The organism is Aeromonas sp. 604443, from assembly GCF_049170315.1.
Lineage (GTDB): Bacteria > Pseudomonadota > Gammaproteobacteria > Enterobacterales > Aeromonadaceae > Aeromonas > Aeromonas veronii_A.
In genome coordinates, this window is the sequence record NZ_JAAKMI010000012.1 from 90,310 (window position 1) to 109,831 (window position 19,522).

Annotated in this window: 19 protein-coding genes; 16 read left to right on the top strand and 3 right to left on the bottom strand. The window is 59.5% G+C overall.

What is annotated here, in order from left to right; genetic code table 11:
- Positions 1–86: 86 nt before the first annotated feature.
- The 3 genes from hrpB (at position 87) to G5380_RS15820 (ending at position 5,387) form a co-directional block, all read left to right on the top strand.
- Entirely contained in the window at positions 87–2,534 is a 2,448-nt protein-coding gene (hrpB, locus tag G5380_RS15810) for an ATP-dependent helicase HrpB (protein WP_337073487.1), read from the top strand.
- Between the two features lie 73 nt (positions 2,535–2,607).
- Positions 2,608–4,926, top strand: coding sequence for a penicillin-binding protein 1B (gene mrcB / locus G5380_RS15815; RefSeq protein WP_421352895.1), 2,319 nt, complete (start codon positions 2,608–2,610; stop codon positions 4,924–4,926).
- A 59-nt stretch (positions 4,927–4,985) separates the two neighbouring features.
- Entirely contained in the window at positions 4,986–5,387 is a 402-nt protein-coding gene (locus G5380_RS15820) for a VOC family protein (RefSeq protein ID WP_421206899.1), read from the top strand.
- Between the two features lie 79 nt (positions 5,388–5,466).
- On the opposite strand, the gene G5380_RS15825 is transcribed toward G5380_RS15820, so the two are convergent.
- Together G5380_RS15825 and G5380_RS15830 are read right to left on the bottom strand one after the other, a co-directional pair.
- Positions 5,467–5,787 (bottom strand): SMR family transporter, encoded by a 321-nt coding sequence (locus tag G5380_RS15825; protein WP_005335659.1) that lies wholly within the window; start codon positions 5,785–5,787, stop codon positions 5,467–5,469.
- Positions 5,784–6,170, bottom strand: a complete 387-nt coding sequence (locus G5380_RS15830) for a DMT family transporter (protein WP_179902532.1) — start codon at positions 6,168–6,170, stop codon at positions 5,784–5,786. Before G5380_RS15830 ends, G5380_RS15825 begins: the two co-directional genes overlap by 4 nt.
- Positions 6,171–6,328: 158 nt before the next feature.
- Between G5380_RS15830 and G5380_RS15835 the strand changes: the two genes are divergently transcribed.
- The 3 genes from G5380_RS15835 to ppa all read left to right on the top strand — a co-directional run bounded on the left by G5380_RS15835 (position 6,329) and on the right by ppa (position 9,648).
- Positions 6,329–7,210, top strand: a complete 882-nt coding sequence (locus tag G5380_RS15835) for a LysR family transcriptional regulator (RefSeq protein WP_216979467.1) — start codon at positions 6,329–6,331, stop codon at positions 7,208–7,210.
- 110 nt (positions 7,211–7,320) lie between these two features.
- Positions 7,321–8,901: a DUF3369 domain-containing protein gene (locus G5380_RS15840; protein ID WP_421209619.1), complete on the top strand. Its 1,581-nt coding sequence runs from the start codon at positions 7,321–7,323 to the stop codon at positions 8,899–8,901.
- A 216-nt stretch (positions 8,902–9,117) separates the two neighbouring features.
- The gene (ppa, locus tag G5380_RS15845; RefSeq protein WP_005335667.1) at positions 9,118–9,648 is read left to right on the top strand and encodes an inorganic diphosphatase; all 531 of its coding nucleotides are present in this window, start codon (positions 9,118–9,120) and stop codon (positions 9,646–9,648) included.
- Between the two features lie 28 nt (positions 9,649–9,676).
- Here the strand turns inward: ppa and G5380_RS15850 are convergent, their stop codons facing one another.
- Entirely contained in the window at positions 9,677–10,024 is a 348-nt protein-coding gene (locus G5380_RS15850; RefSeq protein WP_216975921.1) for a hypothetical protein, read from the bottom strand.
- A 139-nt stretch (positions 10,025–10,163) separates the two neighbouring features.
- On the opposite strand from G5380_RS15850, the gene G5380_RS15855 reads away from it, so the two are divergent.
- The 10 genes from G5380_RS15855 (at position 10,164) to G5380_RS15900 (ending at position 19,243) form a co-directional block, all read left to right on the top strand.
- Positions 10,164–11,054: a hypothetical protein gene (locus G5380_RS15855; protein WP_167557564.1), complete on the top strand. Its 891-nt coding sequence runs from the start codon at positions 10,164–10,166 to the stop codon at positions 11,052–11,054.
- Between the two features lie 220 nt (positions 11,055–11,274).
- Positions 11,275–11,817, top strand: a complete 543-nt coding sequence (locus tag G5380_RS15860) for a YtfJ family protein (protein WP_005343253.1) — start codon at positions 11,275–11,277, stop codon at positions 11,815–11,817.
- A gap of 44 nt (positions 11,818–11,861) precedes the next feature.
- Complete coding sequence (locus tag G5380_RS15865; RefSeq protein ID WP_139443323.1) at positions 11,862–12,161, top strand: DUF2607 family protein; 300 nt, start codon at positions 11,862–11,864, stop codon at positions 12,159–12,161.
- Positions 12,162–12,193: 32 nt separating this feature from the next.
- Entirely contained in the window at positions 12,194–12,802 is a 609-nt protein-coding gene (locus tag G5380_RS15870) for a DUF2796 domain-containing protein (RefSeq protein ID WP_421352896.1), read from the top strand.
- 4 nt (positions 12,803–12,806) lie between these two features.
- Positions 12,807–13,496 (top strand): ABC transporter ATP-binding protein, encoded by a 690-nt coding sequence (locus G5380_RS15875; RefSeq protein WP_421352897.1) that lies wholly within the window; start codon positions 12,807–12,809, stop codon positions 13,494–13,496.
- Positions 13,490–14,737, top strand: a complete 1,248-nt coding sequence (locus tag G5380_RS15880; RefSeq protein ID WP_421352898.1) for an ABC transporter permease — start codon at positions 13,490–13,492, stop codon at positions 14,735–14,737. The genes G5380_RS15875 and G5380_RS15880 overlap by 7 nt, the downstream gene beginning before the upstream one ends.
- A gap of 31 nt (positions 14,738–14,768) precedes the next feature.
- Positions 14,769–15,242: a DUF3299 domain-containing protein gene (locus G5380_RS15885; RefSeq protein ID WP_026034852.1), complete on the top strand. Its 474-nt coding sequence runs from the start codon at positions 14,769–14,771 to the stop codon at positions 15,240–15,242.
- 104 nt (positions 15,243–15,346) lie between these two features.
- A complete protein-coding gene (locus tag G5380_RS15890) occupies positions 15,347–16,207 on the top strand; it encodes a TIGR03899 family protein (RefSeq protein WP_421352899.1) in 861 nt (286 codons plus the stop codon).
- Between the two features lie 276 nt (positions 16,208–16,483).
- On the top strand, positions 16,484–18,121 hold the full coding sequence (locus G5380_RS15895; protein WP_421352900.1) for a PAS domain-containing methyl-accepting chemotaxis protein: 1,638 nt from the start codon (positions 16,484–16,486) through the stop codon (positions 18,119–18,121).
- A gap of 537 nt (positions 18,122–18,658) precedes the next feature.
- On the top strand, positions 18,659–19,243 hold the full coding sequence (locus G5380_RS15900; RefSeq protein WP_421352901.1) for a hypothetical protein: 585 nt from the start codon (positions 18,659–18,661) through the stop codon (positions 19,241–19,243).
- Positions 19,244–19,522: the final 279 nt, after the last annotated feature.

Below are 19,522 nucleotides of genomic sequence, written 5' to 3' on the forward strand. Positions count from 1 at the left end.
TCTCCGCACATCCACTCACGGTGGTGCGGGTGGCTGTGGCAGAATAGGCGCCGTTTTACCGGTTGCCACAAAAGGTGCTAATCGCTTTGTCCCAGCTCCCCATCGTTTCGGTATTACCCGAACTCTTTGCCGCCCTCGACAGCCACACCAGCGTGATCCTGCAGGCGCCTCCCGGCGCAGGCAAATCGACCCTGCTGCCGCTGGAGCTGGTGCGTCAGAACCGGCTGCCCGGCCGCATCATCATGCTGGAACCAAGGCGCCTGGCTGCGCGCAATATCGCCACTTTTCTGGCGCGCCAGCTGGGGGAGAAGGTGGGCGAGCGCATCGGCCTGCGAGTGCGTGGCGAGAGCCGCACCAGCTCAGCGACCCGGCTCGAGATCGTCACCGAAGGGGTGCTGACCCGGATGTTGCAGCAAGACCCTGAGCTTACTGGCGTTTCGCTGGTCATCTTCGATGAGTTCCATGAACGCAGCCTGCACGCCGATACCGCATTGGCCTTCGCCATCGAGAGCCAGCAGGGATTACGCGATGACCTCAAGCTACTGGTGATGTCCGCAACCCTGGATGGCATGGCACTCGAGACCTTGTTGCCGGATGCCCCTGTGGTTCGCTCGGAAGGGCGCGGTTTCCCCATCGACTACCACTACCGCCCCGCCAATCGCCAGCAGTGGCTGGAGCCGCAAGTCGGCGCCGTGGTGCTCGAAGCGCTGGCCGAGCAAGATGGCAGCCTGCTGGTCTTTCTGCCGGGACAGGGTGAGATCGAGCGACTGGCGCAATGGTTGGCAGACAAACTGCCGGACGACGTGACCCTCGCCCCACTCTACGGCCGCCTCGACATGGCGGCGCAGCAGGCAGCCATCGAACCAGCGCCTGCGGGCCGCCGTAAGCTGGTGCTCACCACCAATGTGGCGGAGACCTCCCTCACCATTGAGGGGATTTCGGTGGTGATCGACAGCGGGTTGGAACGACGGGCCTCCTTTGATCTGAAAAGCGGTGTCACCCGACTGGAAACCCGCCAGATAGCCAAATCCTCCGCCACCCAGCGGGCAGGCCGCGCCGGTCGCCTCGGCCCCGGTATCTGCTACCGGCTCTGGAGCAGCGAGGTGCAGGAGCGGCTCGCCGAGCAGAGCCCGCCAGACATCCTCACTCAGGAGCTGACCGGCCTGCTGCTGGACGCCGCCCAGTGGGGGGCAAAGGTGGAAGATCTGCCGCTTCTCGATATGCCTCCCGCCGCTGCGGTGGCCAGCGCCCAGCGGCTGCTGGTGGCTCTTGGCGCCATGAAGCCGGAGGGTGAGCAACAACTCACTCCCGCTGGTCGTGCCATGGCGGCCTTCGGTACCCACCCTCGTCTCGCCCGCATGCTGCTGCGCGCCCGCGAGCTGGAAGCTGAAGGTCTGACAGGGATTGTCGCCGATGCCGCTTATCTGGTGGCGTTGCAGGAAGAAGATCTGCGAGGATCGGAGCGCCTCTCTGTGCTGTTTCACCGCCGTCAAAGTGCCCTGCGCCAGAGCGCGGCCCGCTGGTTTGAACGGCTTGGTGTGCGCCCTGCCAGTGCGCAGGGTCAGTGGCTGGGGCTACTCTGCGCCCTCGCCTGGCCGGATCGCATCGGCAAGCTGCGCAGCGGCAGTCGCTATCAACTCAGTGGTGGGGTGAGCTGCGATCTGGTAGAAGGTCATCCCTGTCAGGGACAAGGGGCCCTTATCGCCATCGAGATGGGGCAAAACGATCGCGGCAGCCGCATCTTTATCGCCGAACCGGTCGATCTGGACGAGCTGGTACGCCTGCTGCCGGAACTGGTAAGCGAGCGCCAGTGGTTCGACTGGGATGAACGGGAAGAGCGGGTGCGCGCCGAACGCCAGCAGGTGCTCGGCGAGCTGGTGCTAAGCCAGCGACCACTGACCGAACTCTCTGACGAGCAGAAAGGGCGCTGCCTGCTGCAAGGCATTCGCCGCAAGGGGCTGCATGTGCTGCCGTGGGACGAGAGCAGCGAAGGGCTGCTGGCCCGTCTGCGCTGCGCCCGCGACTGGCTGCCCGATGAGGGGTGGCCCGCGATGGATGAGGAAAATTTGCTGGCCACGCTGGAACAGTGGCTGCTGCCAGCGGTGAGCGGCATGACCCGGTTGGAGCAGTTGAAAAAGCTCAACCTCGGCGACATCCTGCGCCAATCCCTGCCCTGGCCGTTGCCCAAACGGCTGGACGAGGCGCTGCCGAGTTACTTTGCAGCGCCCACCGGCAGCCGGGTGCGGATCCGCTATCAGCCAGGGCAAGCACCGGTGATCCCGGTGCGCATTCAGGAGATGTTCGGGCAAGGCTCAACCCCCTGCGTGGCCGATGGCCGGGTACCGCTGGTAGTTGAGCTGCTCTCCCCCGCCCAGCGACCGCTGCAGATCACTGCCGATCTGGCCGCTTTCTGGGCAGGATCCTACGAACAGGTGAAGAAAGAGATGAAGGGACGCTATCCCCGCCACTACTGGCCGGATAATCCGCTGGAGGCGATGCCGACCAAAGTCACCAAAAAGAAGATGGGCATCTAGGTTCGACGGGTTAATCCCGCTCGGACGTTCGCGAATGCGACATAACAAGTAGAAAGGAAAGCAAAGAGGATTTATGGCAACCCAACGACGCAAGCGTGCCCCCAAGAAGGCAGCGCCCAAACGCACCATCTGGCGCAAGCTGTTCTGGCTTGGCTTCAAGCTCTCCCTGGTGGTGGCGGCCTTTATGGTGGTGTTTGGCATCTACCTCGATACCAAGGTGCGCGAGCGCTTCGATGGCGAGAAGTGGCAGCTGCCGGTGATGGTCTACAGCCGTCCACTGGAGCTCTACCCCAGCCAGCGCCTGTCGCGGGACCAGATGCTGCGCGAGCTCAACATGCTGAGCTACAAGCAGGTGCGCCAGCCTCACACGCCGGGTGAATACACCATCAACGGCAACCGCATCGAGCTTATTCGCCGCCCGTTCGAGTTCTATGACGGCGCCGACGGAGCCCGCGGCCTGCGCCTCACCTTCAACGGCCCGCGCCTTGAGGGGATCCAGTCGCTGGAGAACCAGCGCCAGCTCGGTTACGCCCAGATGGACCCGGTGCTGCTCGATCGCCTCAATACCGAAGATCGGGAAGATCGCCTGCTGGTGCGTATCGCCGAAGTGCCCGACAGCCTGCTGGTGACCCTGCTCACCACCGAAGATCGCGACTTCTACCAGCATGGCGGCGTCTCGCCGGTGGCCATCATGCGGGCCATGTTCGCCAACCTGATCGCGGGTCGTACCGTGCAGGGGGGCAGTACCCTGACCCAGCAGCTGGCCAAAAACTTCTTCCTGACCCGTGAACGCAGCCTGTGGCGAAAACTGCAGGAAGCCTATATGGCGGTGCTGATCGACTATCGCTACAGCAAGGACGAGATCCTGGAGTCCTACCTCAACGAGGTCTATCTTGGGCAGAACTTCTCGCAAGGGGTCTATGGTTTCGGCCTCGCCTCCTACTTCTACTTCGGCATTCCGGTCAACGAGCTGGATATCGATCAGGTCGCCCTGCTGGTCGGTCTGGTGAAAGGCCCCTCCTATTACGACCCATGGCGCTTCCCGGAGCGGGCCAAGACCCGCCGTGATCTGGTGCTGAAGCTGCTGATGGATCACGGCAGCCTGACCCAGGCAGAGTATGAACTGGCCAGCCGCCAACCCCTCGGCATCATCACCCGTGGCCAGATGAGTTATGGCCGCACCCCGGCCTTTATGGGACTGCTCAAGCGGGAAATCCAGAGCCGCTTCGGCGCCGATCTGCTCAAGCAGTCCGGCCTCAAGATCTTCACCAGCCTCGACCCCATCGCCCAGCACGCGGCCGAGCGAGCGGTCGAATCGGGCCTCGCCGATATCGAAAAACTGCGCGGCAAGAAGAAGCTGGAGGCGGCCATGGTGGTCTCCGACTGGCACAAGGGCGAAGTGGTCGCGCTGGTGGGTGGCCGCGATCCCCGCTACGCCGGGTTCAACCGGGCACTGGATGCCCGCCGCCAGATCGGCTCGCTGGTGAAACCGGCGGTCTACCTCACCGGTCTCTCAAACGGTCTGACCCTGGCGACCCCGCTCAAAGATCAGCCGATCCGCATTCGCGGTCAGGATGGTCAGGTCTGGACGCCACAGAACTACGATCGCAAGTTCCGCCAGAGCGTGCCGCTGATGGATGCGCTGGCCAGCTCCCTCAACGTACCGACCGTCAATCTGGGTCTGCAAGTCGGGCTGGAGAAGGTAGTCGACACCCTGCACAAGCTGGGAGTCCAGCAGGAGATCCAGCCCTATCCGTCGCTGGTGCTGGGGGCAGTGGCCCTCTCGCCGCTGGAGGTGAACCAGATGTATCTGCCCATCGCCAATCAGGGACTGACCCAGCCGCTGTCGGCCATTCGCGCCGTAGTCAACGGGGATGGCAGCCTGCTCTATCAGCATGATCAGACCGCCAAGCGGGTCACCGACCAGCAAGCAAGCTGGCTGACCCTGTTCGCCATGACCAAGACGGTGAGTCAGGGCACGGCCCGCGCCCTCAGTGCCAAGTTCCCCGGCGCCACCATGGCAGCCAAGACCGGCACCACCAACGAGCTGCGCGACTCCTGGTTTACCGGGATGGACAACAACGAGCTGGTCAGTATCTGGGTCGGGCGCGACGACAACACCCCGGCGGGCTTGACCGGCGCAAGCGGGGCACTGCAGCTCTTTAGCGGCTACATGAGCCAGCGAGGCGTCAACAGCCTGAGCCTGCAGATCCCGGAGGGGATCACCTGGGCCAACTTCTCCCGTGCCAGCGGCAACCGCGTCACCAGCGACTGCCCGGGCAGCCTGCAGGTACCGGCCAAGACCTCGACTATGGGCTCCCCGACCAGCTGTGCCGGCAGTACGACGCCACGCAGTGCCCTGGATGAGTGGTTCGGTGGATTCTTCAACTGACATCGCGAGAGGGGCTGCACGGGCGGCCCCTCTCCCCAGCCTGCTTACAAGGAGTCATCATGAGCCAGCCGTTGTTTGAGGCTATTCACCACATTGCCATTATCGCCAGCGATTACCAGCGATCGCGCCACTTCTATCACGAGGTGCTGGGGCTGCCCATCATCGCCGAGACCCTGCGCGAGGCGCGCCAGTCGTGGAAACTGGATCTGGCCCTGCCGGACGGCGGCCAGCTGGAGCTGTTCAGCTTCCCCTCGCCTCCCGAGCGCCCCTCCCGCCCCGAGGCGTGCGGCCTGCGCCATCTCGCCTTTCGGGTCAGCGATCTTGACCGGGTCATCGCCCATCTGCATGCCCATCGAGTCGATGTTGAGCCAGTGCGGGTGGACGAGCTGACCGGCAAGCGCTTTACCTTCTTCGCCGACCCCGACGGCCTGCCGCTGGAGCTCTACGAAGCGCCGCGCTGAGCCTGAGTCGGTCAAACTGTCGGCCAAACAAAAAGCCGCTCGGTTGCAACCGGGCGGCTTTTGTTATTGCTTCAGGTTATCAGGCGGTAGTCAGCATAACGACAGCCAGCGCCATCACCATCATGCCAGCCCAGCCGATGGGCTTGAGCCGCTCACCGAAGAAGAGCAAACCGCCCAGCGCCGTACCGACGATGCCGATAGCCCCCCAGGTGGCGTAGGCAACAGCCAGGTCAATCTGGCCACCACTTACCGCTTCCGAGAGCAGGGTAAAGGCGCCGAGTACCAGCATGATCCCCAGGAAGCCCCACCCCTTGTAACGAAAACCCTTGGAGCGGTTGATGGCCATGTTGGCGCCGATATCGATCAGTGCGGCACCCAATACAATCACAAACGGACTCATGCTGTGGCCTCCGCTTCTACTGACTTGTCTGCAGGCTCATCATGGGTCTCCCCCATGGTCACCATAACAATCCCCACTATCGCGAGAGCCAGGCCAATCAGCTCCTGAACGGTCACATCGTAACCGAGGAACATGACCGACACTATGGTGATCAGGGTGATCCCGAGCCCTTCCCAGAGCGCAAACGCAATACCAATGGAGATTGTTTTGGCGGCTTTCGCCAGCAACCAGTACGAGAAACCGATCAACAGCCACATCGGGATGTAATTCATCCAGCCAGCCCCCTGCTCGGGGATCATGGTCATGCTGGAGGTGCCGGCGACCTCGGTCACGATGGCGCCGGTCAAAAACAGCCGGGCCAGAAACATACGACTTAATAACATATAGGATGCCTTTGTTGCTTCGACGGGAGAGATGGTAAACGGGGAGAAGCAACTCGCGACAATCGCTCAGCGTCGATTATTCCGACGCCACAGGTTTGCCTTGCCTTGGTTCGGCACGCTAAGGTGATGGTGAAAAACTCCGCCATGGTCTGTAAAACATGAAGCTATATCAGATAGAACTCTTTGTAGAGTCAGCCAATAGCGGCTCTATAGCCAACACCGCCCGTCGTCTCGGCAAAAGCCGCAGCGCTGTCAGCACCTCCATCGCAGCACTGGAAGTTGAGCTTGGCGTCGAACTTTTCGAACGAGGAGCCAATCAGAGTCGCCTGACCGAGATCGGCGAGCTGGTACTTGATGATTGCACTCGCCTGCTACAGGCGGCCAACAGCTTGCAGCAGAAGTGCAAACATTACGCCTCGGGTGCCGAAGTGGCGCTGCGGGTTGCCCGCGATGACGCCATCCCCGAGCAAGTGTGGCGCGAGATGCTGGCCAGCCTGCACAACCAGTTTCCCGGCACCAGTATCTCGCTGGTGCTTGCCTCTCCGCCTGAACTGCCAGCGCTGGTTGAAGAGGGGTTCGTCGATGCCGCATTTGGCCTTATTACCGAGGATCAGGAGCGCAGCGGCCTCAACATCGATCTGCTCAACCCGATCCGCACCCTGATGGTGGTGGCGCCCAGCCATCCGCTGGCCGGACTGAAGCGGGTCAAACAGCAGGATCTGACCGATCACACCCAGGTAACTCTCTCGTATGTAGATGAATTTTCTGTAAAAAGCCTGCTACCTGTGGGAGGCCAGCATATAGGTCTCTCCAGCTTCGAGTTGATGCGTAACGCGGTCCTCGATGGGCTGGGCTGGGCGGTGCTCCCCTCGCCACTTATCCAGAGCCAGCTGCGACAAGGCACCCTGCTGACCCTGAAGCACAAGTTCAGCCTGCAGTGGCGAGACTATGGCGTCTATCTGGCAGAAAATGCCTATCACGGCAAAGTATTGGCCTGGTTGAAAAAATCGATCCAGAGTTATCTTGAGCCTTTCGAGTAAAGATGAAAGAGGCGGTGCCAGCTCACGATATCTGCTTATCCTGATGATCCTGACAGAGGTGATCGTGCATACTCTTCACATACTCATTGAGCGCCGGAGGCGTAACCGATATGAGCAGTGCCCAAGACAAGGACGATATCTGGCTGGATGACGACATCATCGAACTCGATGATGAAGAGGTCGTGGTCCCCAAGGCACTCAATCCCTGGCAAGTGCTGATCGTGGATGATGAGCCGGATATTCATCACGCCACCCGGCTTGCCCTCTCCAATATTCAGTACAAATCTCGCCCGCTGGAGCTGCTCAACGCCTACAGCGGTGCTGAAGCCGCCACCATGCTGGAGGCCAATCCCAGGATTGCCCTGATCCTGCTCGATGTGGTGATGGAGACCGAAGATGCCGGTTTGCGGCTGGTGCACCGGATCCGCAACGAGATGCGCAACTCGCTGGTGCGGATCGTGCTGCGTACCGGCCAGCCCGGTCAGGCACCGGAACAAAGGGTGATCCTCGATTACGATATTAACGACTACAAAACCAAGACCGAGTTGACGGTACAAAAACTCTTCACCACCGTCATCGCCTCCCTTCGCTCCTACGAAACCCTCAGCGCCATCGACAAGAGCCGACAGGGACTCGGCAAAATTCTGGAGGGCGCGGGCGATCTCTACCATCTCCATTCACTCAAGGAGTTTGCTTCCGGCGTGCTCAAACAGATCAGCGCCATTCTCGATGTGGGCACCGAAGGGGCCATCTGTGCCGAACGCCGCCCAGGAGAACATGGGCTTGAGATCCTGGCGGCAACCGGAGACTACGAGGCGCTGCTGGAGGAGAAGAGCCTTGATGAATTTTCTGCCCTGAAAGAGTCGGTCATGAAGGCGTTAAACGAGCGCTGCAACCGCTTTGAACACCCTCAGGATTCCCTCTATATCGCCGCCCAGAATGGCCGCGAGTTCGTGTTGAGCTTCACCCCGACCCAGCCTCTGGATCCTCTCGAGTGCGACCTGCTGGATGTCTTCTGTCAGCGCATCTCGGCGGCCTACGACAATCTCTATCTCTACAATCAGCTGCTGCGCGCCCAGGAGGCCACCGTGGTGGCGCTGGCGGCGCTGGCAGAGTTTCGCGACTCCGATACCGGCGAGCATGTCTTGCGGGTGCAGAAACTCTCGGATGCCATCGTGGCCGAATTGAAGCAGATGGCAGCCTATCCCGAGCAGCTGACCCCGGAGTTTGTCGAGATGATCGGCATGGCCTCCATCCTGCACGATGTGGGCAAGGTGGGCACCCCGGATCATATCCTGCACAAGCCCGGACGTTTCGACCCGGAAGAACGGGCCATCATGGAGCAGCACGCCGGTATCGGCGCCAATATCCTGCACAAGGCGGGCGAAATGGTGGAGGGAACCAGCTACCTCTCGCTGGGGGCAGAGATCGCCCGGGGCCACCATGAGCACTTCGATGGTAAAGGCTACCCGCAGCAGCTGGCAGGCCAGCAGATCCCCCTGTCGGCGAGGATTGTGGCGGTGGTCGATGTATTCGATGCCCTGCTCAGCAAGCGCCCCTACAAAGAACCCTGGACGCTGGCGCAAACCATGGAGTATATCCAGTCCCGCTCCGGCACCCAGTTTGACCCTCATGTAGTGACAGCCCTGTCGCGACTGGTCAACGAATCGAGACTCCCCTACTCGCTCTGACCCTCGTTGCTCGCAACTCCACATGCCCTGCCGGTGACCAAGGTCAGCGGCAGGGCATCAAAACAGCCGTTTTGTTGCATCCCGCACACATCAACGCGCCGCAAACAGGAAACATCCCCCTTCTTTGTTAGCGATAGCCGCTGAAATATGGTCATTTAACATCACATCGCTATAATATCGGCCTGCAAACCTGATACTAACAACGAAGGAATTATCATGAGCCTGAACCTGGTACCGGCTGGCAAGAGCCTGCCCGACGATATCTATGTCATCATCGAAATCCCGCAGAATGCCGACCCGATCAAATACGAAGTCGACAAGGACAGCGGTGCTATTTTCGTTGATCGCTTCATGTCTACCCCGATGTTCTATCCGTGCAACTACGGCTACGTGAACGCGACCCTCTCTCTGGATGGTGACCCCGTCGACGTACTGGTTCCGACCCCCTACCCGCTGCTGGCCGGCTCCGTCATTCGCTGCCGCCCGGTTGGCGTGCTGAAGATGACCGACGAATCTGGCGAAGATGCCAAGATCGTTGCCGTGCCGCACTCCAAGCTGACCAAGCAGTACGACCACATCCAGGATGTGAACGATCTGCCGGAACTGCTGAAAGCCCAGATCCAGCACTTCTTCGAGCGCTACAAAGAGCTGGAAGCGGGCAAATGGGTCAAGGTGGAAGGTTGGGGCGACAAGGCCGCTGCCGAAGCCGAGATCAAAACCTCTGCCGAGCGTTACGCTGCCAAGTAAGCATCACTCGGTTTGTAAAAAAGGCGCCTTATGGCGCCTTTTTTGTCGGTGTTTGCGGCAGCTGACCGGCCGCATCTTCGGCAGGATTGCCCTGAATGTATATTTCACGGCCATCTTTCTGGTAGGGACGATAGTAATCACCGCCACAGCGATAGCCGCCGCCCGGCTGGCTCATCAGCTCGCAGTTGACCGGCAACACCTCCAGCCACTTGATGGCCTGCTGGTAGCGCAGCCACTCCTGCCATTCGTGTTCGCGCGCCAGCTGGTCACGCAGGGCAAAGGTATCCGCAACGGACATCCCCTTGTTGACGATCACCTGACCCGCCATGGCTGGCAGGCTGAGCAGCCCAAACAGCACTATGATCCAAGGCTTCATAACCCCTCCAGAGTGACTTAATTTCACAATTAAATTAAAAGTCACATCAATCTGTTATCCAGATCACAAAACGAAACATCACCAAAGTGGTGCCGGCTCACCTAGTTGTTAATTATCGTCCACGGCAGGAAGCACCACCATGAAGCTGACCCCCGCGCTGTTGCTCAGCCTCACTCTCTACACCACCCTTGGCGCCACAAGCAACGCCAGCGAGATCAACATGAGCTGGCAGTGGCAATCCACCGATGGCCAGCGCAAGCACTTCCAGCTGACCACCGACGATCAGGTGATGGCCGCCAGTCGCCACGAGATGAGCCTGCTGAAGGCCTCTCTCACCAATCCGCTGGAGACCCTTTACGCCTATATCAGCCCACGGCTCTACAACAGCATCAACCTGATCAATCAGAGCAGCCCCGAGACAGCTACCAAGTTTCGCAATCTGGAGCAGGCCTTCACCCTGCGGGACGACAGCATGGAGTCGCTGCTATTCTGGCAAGCCTACCAACAGTATCAGGAGGATGCCTTCTACCAGATGAGGGTGATACCCTGCGTCCATCCTGCCAATCGCAAACTGCCTTGCGTACGCCCCGATTACTCCCAGCTCTTCTACCACTTCAAAGGGCACCTCAAGCCACTGGCGCAGCAGTTTGCCGCCAAGGATCTCGCCACCAGCGTCAGCCTGATGCAAGAGTGGCTAAACGCCATCCCCACCCAGCCGGAGCAGCTGGATCACTTCGCGCCGCCGCTGCAGGCACTGCAAGATAACAAGGCCGACAGCGATGAGAAGGCTCTGCTGATGGCCAGCCTGCTGGCAGAGCTGGCCCCGCAATATGTGCTCAGCATCATCTATCCGGATATCAGCATCGGCAGCGTCTCCCCTGCCTGGCTGGCCATTACGGCAGACAGTGGCGTACCCGGTGATGTGGTGGTGATCAACAATCAGCGCCATGTGCTGCTGACCGGCTCGTCCCTGCTGGCCCAGCAGATGACCATGGCCAAGATCCCCCTCATCAGCGAGTCGCTCTACTGACGCAGACAGCTCAGACCAGCTGCCAATTCATTGATTTTTATCGATGTCATGCCATCCTAGCCGCCCTTGCCAGCCAACCACCTGACTGGCGGGGCGCCGACGCTTCTGAATTGCGATCTTATTTAACACTTCTTAAACAGATCCGATCAGTTTAGGATGAAGCTCGCCCATTCCCTCAATCCGAAACTCGTTATAACATAACAAATGGAGTGTCATCAGGATGAAACATCTCGTACTTACTTTGGCGCTGCTGCCATCCCTGGTCTTTGCTCACAACTTCAAGGATGGCAACCCGGTGCCGCTGGTCAATGTCAGTGACAAGGGCGAGCTGGTACTGAATGGCAAGGATATCGGCTACCAGCCGTGGCAGAGCACCTCGCTCACCGGCAAGGTGTTCCTGATCCAGCATATTGCCGGCCGCTCCAGTGCCAAGGAGCTGAACGCCCCGATGATCGAGGCGATCAAGGCCGCCAAGTTGCCGCAAGACAAGTACCAGACCGTTACCGTCATCAACAGCAATGACGCCATCTGGGGCACCTCCGGCTTCGTGAAGAGCAGTGCCGAGGACAGCAAGAAAGAGTTCCCCTGGTCCGCCATGGTGCTGGATGCCAAGGGCATGGCGCGCAACGCCTGGGATCTGACGCCGGAAAGCTCGGCGATCATTCTGCTGGATAAAGAGGGCAAGGTGCTGTTTGCCAAAGATGGCCAGCTCGATGCCAACAACATTGCTACCGTGATGGGGCTCATCAAGTCCCATCTCTAAGTCAGAGAGAAAGGGCGCTGATGGCGCCCTTTCCATAAGGGTCTATGGGTCGTATCAAGCTGAAAATCTGGATCTTGCTGCTGGGCTGGTTATGGCTGCAGCCTGCCCTTGCCCGGCACCAGTTTGAATCCGCCCTGCCCGGCCACGACGACCATCACTGTCTGGTTTGCGCCCTCCATCTGGATGGCAAGCAGGTCATCACCGCCACCCCCTATTGTTTCCCCGGTTCAAGCTCTGTTCTGCCCGTCGTTGCAACCATGCAACGCTCGGCGGATACCGCCACGTTTCACAGCTATGCCATCCGTGCGCCGCCCGCCTCTGTTTTTATCTATCCCTTTGTTTAATTTCGCTATTTGTTTTGAAAAAAGGATTAAAGATGAAAGCAGTTACTCTGTTGCTGGCCGCTGCGGCCTTTGGCGCACACGCAAATCACGACGAACACGAGAGCCACAGCCATGGCGCCCACGAGCATGGGCACGGCCACCTCAATCTGGTGGTCGATGGCGACCAGCTGATGATCGAGCTGCAGGCCCCTGCTGCCGATCTGGTGGGCTTCGAGCACGCCGCCAAGAGCGATGAAGAGAAGGCGCAGTATGCCAAAGCGGTCGCCCGCCTCCAGCAGCCTGACGCCCTGTTTCGCTTCGACCCGGCAGCTGGCTGCAAACTGACCCTGCAAGAGCTGCAAGCTGCCAAAGAAGAGCATGATCACGACCATGACCATGACCATGACCATGACCATGACCATGACCATGACAAGGCTGCCAGCGACAAACATGAAGACCACCATGATCATGACGAAGCGGGTCACGCCGATATGGGCGCCATGTACACCTACACCTGCGCTACACCAGCCAAACTGACCGGTCTTGAGGCGACCCTGTTCAGCGTCTATCCGAGCCTTGAAAAGCTGAGCGTGCAGGGGATCCTGCCCACCGGCCAGACCGCAGCCGAACTGACCCCGTCCGCCAACAAGCTGAGCTGGTAACGCCATGAAAAAAGCCGTGGTTGAGATCCGCGATCTGGCCTTTGCCTGGCCAGGTGGCGACGCTGTACTCGATCTGCCCGCCCTCACCATCCGCGAGGGTGAGCGGGTCTTTATCAAGGGCCCGTCGGGCTCTGGCAAGTCGACCCTGCTCGGGTTGCTGGCCGGGATCCAGACCGCCAACCACGGCACCCTGGAGGTGCTGGGCCAACCATTGGCCCGGCTCTCTGGCCGTGCCCGTGACCACTTCCGGGCGGCCAATCTGGGTTATATCTTCCAGCAGTTCAATCTGCTGCCCTTTCTCTCGGTGCAGGACAACGTGACCGCAGCCCTCACCTTTTCGCCCGCCAAACGGTCTCGCCTGCAAGGGAGTCCGGAGCAGGAGGCGCGCCGCCTGCTGGCGGAGCTGCAACTGCCGGATGACGCACTGCATCGCCCCGTCCATGCCCTCAGCATCGGCCAGCAGCAGCGGGTTGCTGCCGCACGGGCGCTGATCGGCTCGCCGCCACTGGTGATCGCCGACGAGCCCACCTCGGCCCTCGACACCGACAACCGGGCGGCCTTTATCAAGCTGTTGTTCGAGGAGTGCGACAAGCAGGGCTCGACCCTGATCTTCGTCAGTCACGACCCTTATCTCGAACCCCTGTTCCCGCGGGTCGAAAACCTGCAACAGCTCAACCGGAAGGCATCATGCTAAAGCTAGCCCTACAAAGTCTCTGGGCCCGCCGACTCACCGCCGGGCTCACCCTGCTGGCCGTCGCCATCAGCGTCACCCTGCTACTCGGGGTGGAGCGGGTGCGCACCCAGGCCCGTGAAAGCTTCTCCAACACCGTCTCGGGCACCGATCTCATCGTTGGCGCCCGCTCCGGTCAGGTGAACCTGCTGCTCTACTCGGTGTTTCGCATTGGCAACCCCACCAACAACGTGGGGTGGGACTCCTATCAGGCCATCAAACAGAAACCGGGCGTCGCCTGGACCATCCCGCTTTCCCTTGGTGACTCCCACAAGGGATTTCGGGTGCTCGGCACCAATGGCGACTACTTCACCCACCTGAAGTACGGTCAGCAACAGTCGCTGCAACTGCGGGAAGGTCGGCCGTTCGACACGCCGTTTGAAGCGGTGCTCGGCGCTCAGGTGGCCGAGAAGCTCGGCTATCACCTCGACCAATCCATCGTCATCGCCCACGGCGCTGGCAACACCTCGTTCAGCCAGCACGACAATCTGCCGTTCAAGGTGGTGGGTATTCTGGCGCCGACCGGTACGCCCATCGATCGCACCATCCATGTACCGCTGGCGGGGATCGAGGCGATCCATCTCGGTTGGGACACCGGCCGCCACAGCAAGAACGTGACACCGGAGCAGGCGCTGGCGCAGGATCTCACCCCGAAAACCATCACCGCCTTTATGGTGGGGCTGAGCAACCGCATTCTGGCGTTCCAGCTGCAGCGCAGCGTCAACACCTATCCCAAAGAGCCGCTGATGGCGATCCTGCCGGGGGCCGCCCTGCAGGAGCTGTGGAGCCTGATGAGCGTGGCGGAAACCGCGCTGTCGGTCATCGCCGGTTTCGTGGTGGTAGCGGGCCTTATCGGCATGCTGACTACCCTGCTGGCGGGGCTTAACGAGCGACGCCGGGAGCTCGCCATATTGCGATCCCTCGGCGCGGGCCCTGCCCACCTGTTCCTGCTGCTGGCGCTGGAGGCGATGGCGCTGACCACGGTCGGCATCGCCCTCGGGGTCGCCGTGCTCTATCTGGGGCAGGGGCTTGCCTCGCCCTGGCTGCTCAGCCACTATGGCCTGCAACTGAGTCTGGGGCTTCCGAGCGCCTACGAGTGGCAGTTGCTGGGGATAGTCTGGCTGGCAGGCATGGTGATTGGCCTGCTCCCTGCTGCACGCGCTTACCGCTACAGCTTGAGCGATGGCATGAGCATTCGCGTCTAGCGAGACGCCCAAAATCGAAACAGAAGGACAGATGATGAAGTGGAAAATTGTGGCGCTGCTCGCCAGCCTGCTGGTGCTGCCCGCCCTGGCCGCCGATTACAAGACCATCGACTGGGATGTGCTCATCCCGGAAGGGGAAAAACTGCTGCCACCGCCCCAGGTCAATCACGAAGATCCCATGTCGGTGCCGCAACCGGTGGGCGGGGTAAACAAGAAGCTGGACAACCAGGATGTGCGCATTCCGGGCTTCGTGGTGCCGCTGGAAGGGGATGCCAAGAAGATCACCGCCTTCCTGCTGGTGCCCTACTTCGGCGCCTGCATCCATGTGCCGCCGCCCCCCACCAATCAGGTGATCTATGTGAGCTACCCCAAGGGTGCGCCGGTGGATGATCTGTGGGATGCCATCTGGGTCAAGGGCAAGATGCGCACGGTCAGCTCCAGCCACGAGATGGCCACCGCCTCCTATTCGATGGAAGCGGTCGAGGTGAGCGTTTACGAGGAGTAATCCTCCCGTTGCAAAAAAAGCGGCCTCCACGGAGGCCGCTTTGTTATCTTGGCATCCCGGTTGGAGTAACATTCAGCTCCAGAACCTGTGCGAATGGAGTCAGCATGGCAGACCTCCCCCCCCCGAAGAAAGAGAGTTCGATCCTGAGCAGCCAGGAGCAGACCCTGCGCCTGGCCCGCAGCCGCGGCATCGACGGCATGCTCACCCGCAATACCGACAGCACCTTCGAGCAGCGCGCCACCTTTCGCCATCTGGCGGATCAGGCCGCCCGCCAGCGCAATCTGGAAGCCATCATGGTGATGGCCTCCCGCCACTGCGAAGAGACCGCGGCCGGTGGCGAGATGGACAGTGATTGGCTGACCCGCTTCCTGCAACTGGCGGAAGATATCAGCATGGTGCCGATGCAGCAGCTGTGGGGGCGGATCTTCGCGCTGGAAGTCGCCACCCCGGGCCGCTTCTCCATTCGGGCGCTCGCCACCCTCAAAGAGATGACCCAGCGCGAGGCCCAGCTGTTCCAACGTATCTGCTCACTGACTTGCCACTACACCGGCAGCGACGAGCAGCGACTGCTGCTGGGGCTGCACAAGGGGGCCAGCCTGCTGAGTCGTGCCAAGGCAACGCGCCTTGGCCTTGGCAAATACCGACTGCCCTACAACGCCCTGCTGCAACTGTTTGAGCTCGGGCTGCTGCATCGCGCGGAGCTGGAGTCCGGCCCGCTGCCCGCCGATGGGGTCGAGCTGGAGTTCGGCAACCAGCGCTGGCGGCTGCAGTGCAAGCAGAACAACATCACCCTGCTCTACTACCGCCTCACCCCGGTGGGCAACGAGCTCGCCCAGCTGCTGCAAGAGTCGCCGCTGGAGGAGTACCTGCAGGATCTGAAAACCGTGCTGGTGCAGGGTATCCAGATTGAAGTGATGCAGCTCGTCAGCGCCCCCTCCGCACCCGCTCCCGACCCTCTCCCCTGATCTCTGGCGGGGCAGCGGATGCCCCGTCGGTTCATGCTTCCTTCGCATCCAGCTGCTGGCTCCAAGCTTATGGGCTTGCCCAGAATAGGTTGCAAATTGCAGATGCCGCAGAGGCACACCCCGTCAGATCCATTGCATATTGCAAACAACCACGCGTTTTTCCTCTCCAAACCTCGCTAATAACACATCAATCATTAGTTTTTGCCAGCTGGCCCGCCCTTTGCACATGTCTTGACGCAGATCAAAATTTAACCACCACAGCTCGGGAGCAAGGCCATGAGAATCAATCAACCGGTTACCCAAAGAGAACGTCTCTATCCAGACCACCAGAGCCTGATCTCCACCACGGATCTGGAGAGCCGCATCACCTACGCCAACGATGAGTTCTGCGATATTGCAGGCTTCTCGCTCGACGAGCTGAAGGGGGAACACCACAATCTGGTGCGCCATCCTGACATGCCGAAACAGGCCTTTGCCGATCTGTGGGGTCACATCAGGGATGGCAAGAGCTGGATGGGGCCGGTGAAAAATCGCTGCAAGAATGGCGATCACTACTGGGTCAGCGCCTTTGTCACCCCCATCAAGGATGCCAGCGGCCGGGTGGTGGAGTATCAGTCTGTGCGCACCGCCCCGAGCGAGGAGATCAAACAGCGGGCCGAGAAGGTCTATGCCGACCTTCGCAACAACAAGCTGCCGCTGGCGCTCAAGTTGCCCACCTTCTCCCATACCCTGGCCATCAACCTCTGTCTGCTGCTGAGCCTGCTCGCCATGTTTGCCCTGGGCTACAACCACGACATGAACTGGCAACTGGCGCTGGCCGCCCTGCCGCTGGCGATAGCGGCCATCACCCTGAATGCCCTCTCCCGCCGCCTCGGCAAGCTCAACAAGATGGCCCGCAGCCGCTTTGACAACCCGCTGATGCAGCTGCTCTACACCAACAAGGTGGACAATATCGCCGCCATCGAACTCTCGATGGTGATGAATCAGGCCGAGTTCAACGCCGTGCTGGCCCGCACCCAACAGACTTGCAGCAAGATCCTGCAGGCCGCCGAGGGAGATCTGCGCAACGCCGAATCCATCACCGACAACCTGCAACAGCAGCAGGCCGAAACCAATCAGGTAGCGACCGCCGTGACCGAGATGTCGGAATCCATTCGCGAGGTGTCACAAAGTTCGACTGACTCCTCCAGCCTGCTGGATGAAACGGCCGTGCTGTTCAAGAGCGGCAACAGTAGCGTGGCCGAAACCGTGGCTGCCGTGGCGGGCATGAACAGCGAACTGATCACCTCCAAGAGCGTGATCAGTGCGCTGGTCGGCCACTGCCGCGATATCGACGGCATCCTCGATGTGATCAACAACATCGCCAACCAGACCAACCTGCTGGCCCTCAACGCCGCCATTGAAGCGGCCCGGGCTGGCGAAGCGGGTCGCGGCTTCTCGGTAGTGGCCGACGAGATCCGCACCCTCGCCATCAAGACCCAATCCTCGACCAGCGAGATCCAGAAGATGATCACCGAGCTGCAAAACAGCTCTGGCGAGGCTGAGCAGGCGATGGAGAAGGGCTGCCAACTTGCCGACAGTTGCCAGCAGAAGGCCACCGCGACCGGCACCATACTCCAGCAAATCAACAACATGTTGCAGCAGGTCGCCTCCGGCAGCAGCCAGATTGCCCAGGCGGTGCAGGAGCAGTCCCACGTCACCGCCGAGATCAACCGCAACGTGCTCAGCATCAAGACCCTGGCCGATGACTCCAGCGTCGGCAGCCAGCACGCGGTGCACGGCATCACCCAGCTGGTCAACCAGTTGAGCGATCTCGACCGGCTGGTACGCCAGTTCCAGAAGGGGGCTCCGGCAAGCCAAAGCCGCTACGAAGTGGCCACCACCCGCGCCGTGCCGGTACGCCAAGCCAGATAACCACTACCCAAACAATCACCGCAGAAAAACCCTATGGGCCTTTGGGCCCATAGGGTTTTTTAATGCCCACCAGCAAGATGGCGACATCCTCGCTTCACTGTCCGATTTCCCTCTGCGCTGATGGGCTGTTGCTGTTGCACGGCTATATCGCAGCCCGTTACTGATTAATTTGTTGATCTTGCTCAGGAAACGGCCCGCTTGCGCTTTTCACCCCAGCCCCGTTCGGTAACATAGCCGCTTGGCAACCTCGCGCAGGAGTCAGCCATGAGCCAAATCAGTGCCAAAACGCAGGTAACAAGCAGCAGACTGGAGGCTGACATTCAGGGGCGGTAGCGTGGTTTTTGCTGGTTGGTGCAGAGCGTAGCGAAGCCCAACAGATGAACATGATCACCTCAACCAGAGCGGAATAAACATGGGTTGGGTCGATCGGTAAAACAAATTTGCAGATACGTTTCGCAGTAAACGTTGGGCTTCACTTCGTTTAGCACCAACCTACGATTTTTAGCCCAACATACGAGATCAATACAGAGGTGAAATTTGAGTTTCGAGGATTTTGTAGATGTACTTAGCTCAGTGGCATCGCTTGTAGCGATTGTATCAGTCCTTATCGCTTGGTATCGAAGTAGACTTCAGCCATTGAAAATAAAAAGAGTATTGGTGCATAAAAAGAAAGACTCTACGACATTTTTCCTCTACTTTATTAACCGCCAAGCGTATCCAGTCAAAGTTAAGAACCTTAAATGCTTCACGAAAGTGACGTTTCAAGTATCACAGAAGAATAACTATTGCCCCGAAATAGTACAGATGTTGGATTACAATGATTTTTTATTCCAAACTCAAGATGAACATGAAATAGATGCTTATGCAGACAGCTCGATAAAGATAGATTATGATAAGCCAATTAGCGTCGATTCAGATAAGTTTGTGATTTCAACTCAAACATCTCACGGTTATCACTTATTGAAAGTACGTAACATTGACATTGTTCATATAGGTACTGGCTCGGTTAGCTATCGAGTACCTTTTGAAGAAACGTTCGACAGCAAGATTAAAGCAAGGATATACCATGTATTTGCTATAGCACGATTTTATATCCGCAATATTTTCACAAAAGAGCGCTAAAAAATGTTCAAGAGTTATTTTAGTGTTCAACTTATAAAATTCTAGTTATTACCTAACACAGGCCTCAAACCGATGTCCTGTTTGCGATACTTTAGCCAGTATGTTCGAGTAGTGCAGTGTATTCGGACTATCGCGAATAAACCCGCCACCACATAAGCAAAGATCGGAAGCCCCCCTTTCGGCGTTAATATCGGCTTCGGTGAGGTGGGTCAAGGGTCAAGGGTCAACATAAAGGTGGGTGTCCCAGAATTTACTGTCCCAGATTTCACTTCAACATTT

Excerpts from the sequence above, each read along its gene's own strand:
- G5380_RS15895 (WP_421352900.1), top strand. The coding sequence starts at position 16,484 with ATGAGAATCAATCAACCGGTTACCCAAAGAGAACGTCTCTATCCAGAC.
- G5380_RS15855 (WP_167557564.1), top strand. The coding sequence starts at position 10,164 with ATGAAGCTGACCCCCGCGCTGTTGCTCAGCCTCACTCTCTACACCACC.
- G5380_RS15875 (WP_421352897.1), top strand. The coding sequence starts at position 12,807 with ATGAAAAAAGCCGTGGTTGAGATCCGCGATCTGGCCTTTGCCTGGCCA.
- G5380_RS15880 (WP_421352898.1), top strand. The coding sequence starts at position 13,490 with ATGCTAAAGCTAGCCCTACAAAGTCTCTGGGCCCGCCGACTCACCGCC.
- G5380_RS15825 (WP_005335659.1), bottom strand. The coding sequence starts at position 5,787 with ATGAGTCCGTTTGTGATTGTATTGGGTGCCGCACTGATCGATATCGGC.
- G5380_RS15865 (WP_139443323.1), top strand. The coding sequence starts at position 11,862 with ATGGGTCGTATCAAGCTGAAAATCTGGATCTTGCTGCTGGGCTGGTTA.
- G5380_RS15850 (WP_216975921.1), bottom strand. The coding sequence starts at position 10,024 with ATGAAGCCTTGGATCATAGTGCTGTTTGGGCTGCTCAGCCTGCCAGCC.
- G5380_RS15860 (WP_005343253.1), top strand. The coding sequence starts at position 11,275 with ATGAAACATCTCGTACTTACTTTGGCGCTGCTGCCATCCCTGGTCTTT.
- G5380_RS15830 (WP_179902532.1), bottom strand. The coding sequence starts at position 6,170 with ATGTTATTAAGTCGTATGTTTCTGGCCCGGCTGTTTTTGACCGGCGCC.
- mrcB (WP_421352895.1), top strand. The coding sequence starts at position 2,608 with ATGGCAACCCAACGACGCAAGCGTGCCCCCAAGAAGGCAGCGCCCAAA.
- G5380_RS15835 (WP_216979467.1), top strand. The coding sequence starts at position 6,329 with ATGAAGCTATATCAGATAGAACTCTTTGTAGAGTCAGCCAATAGCGGC.
- G5380_RS15820 (WP_421206899.1), top strand. The coding sequence starts at position 4,986 with ATGAGCCAGCCGTTGTTTGAGGCTATTCACCACATTGCCATTATCGCC.
- G5380_RS15885 (WP_026034852.1), top strand. The coding sequence starts at position 14,769 with ATGATGAAGTGGAAAATTGTGGCGCTGCTCGCCAGCCTGCTGGTGCTG.
- G5380_RS15840 (WP_421209619.1), top strand. The coding sequence starts at position 7,321 with ATGAGCAGTGCCCAAGACAAGGACGATATCTGGCTGGATGACGACATC.
- G5380_RS15870 (WP_421352896.1), top strand. The coding sequence starts at position 12,194 with ATGAAAGCAGTTACTCTGTTGCTGGCCGCTGCGGCCTTTGGCGCACAC.
- ppa (WP_005335667.1), top strand. The coding sequence starts at position 9,118 with ATGAGCCTGAACCTGGTACCGGCTGGCAAGAGCCTGCCCGACGATATC.
- G5380_RS15890 (WP_421352899.1), top strand. The coding sequence starts at position 15,347 with ATGGCAGACCTCCCCCCCCCGAAGAAAGAGAGTTCGATCCTGAGCAGC.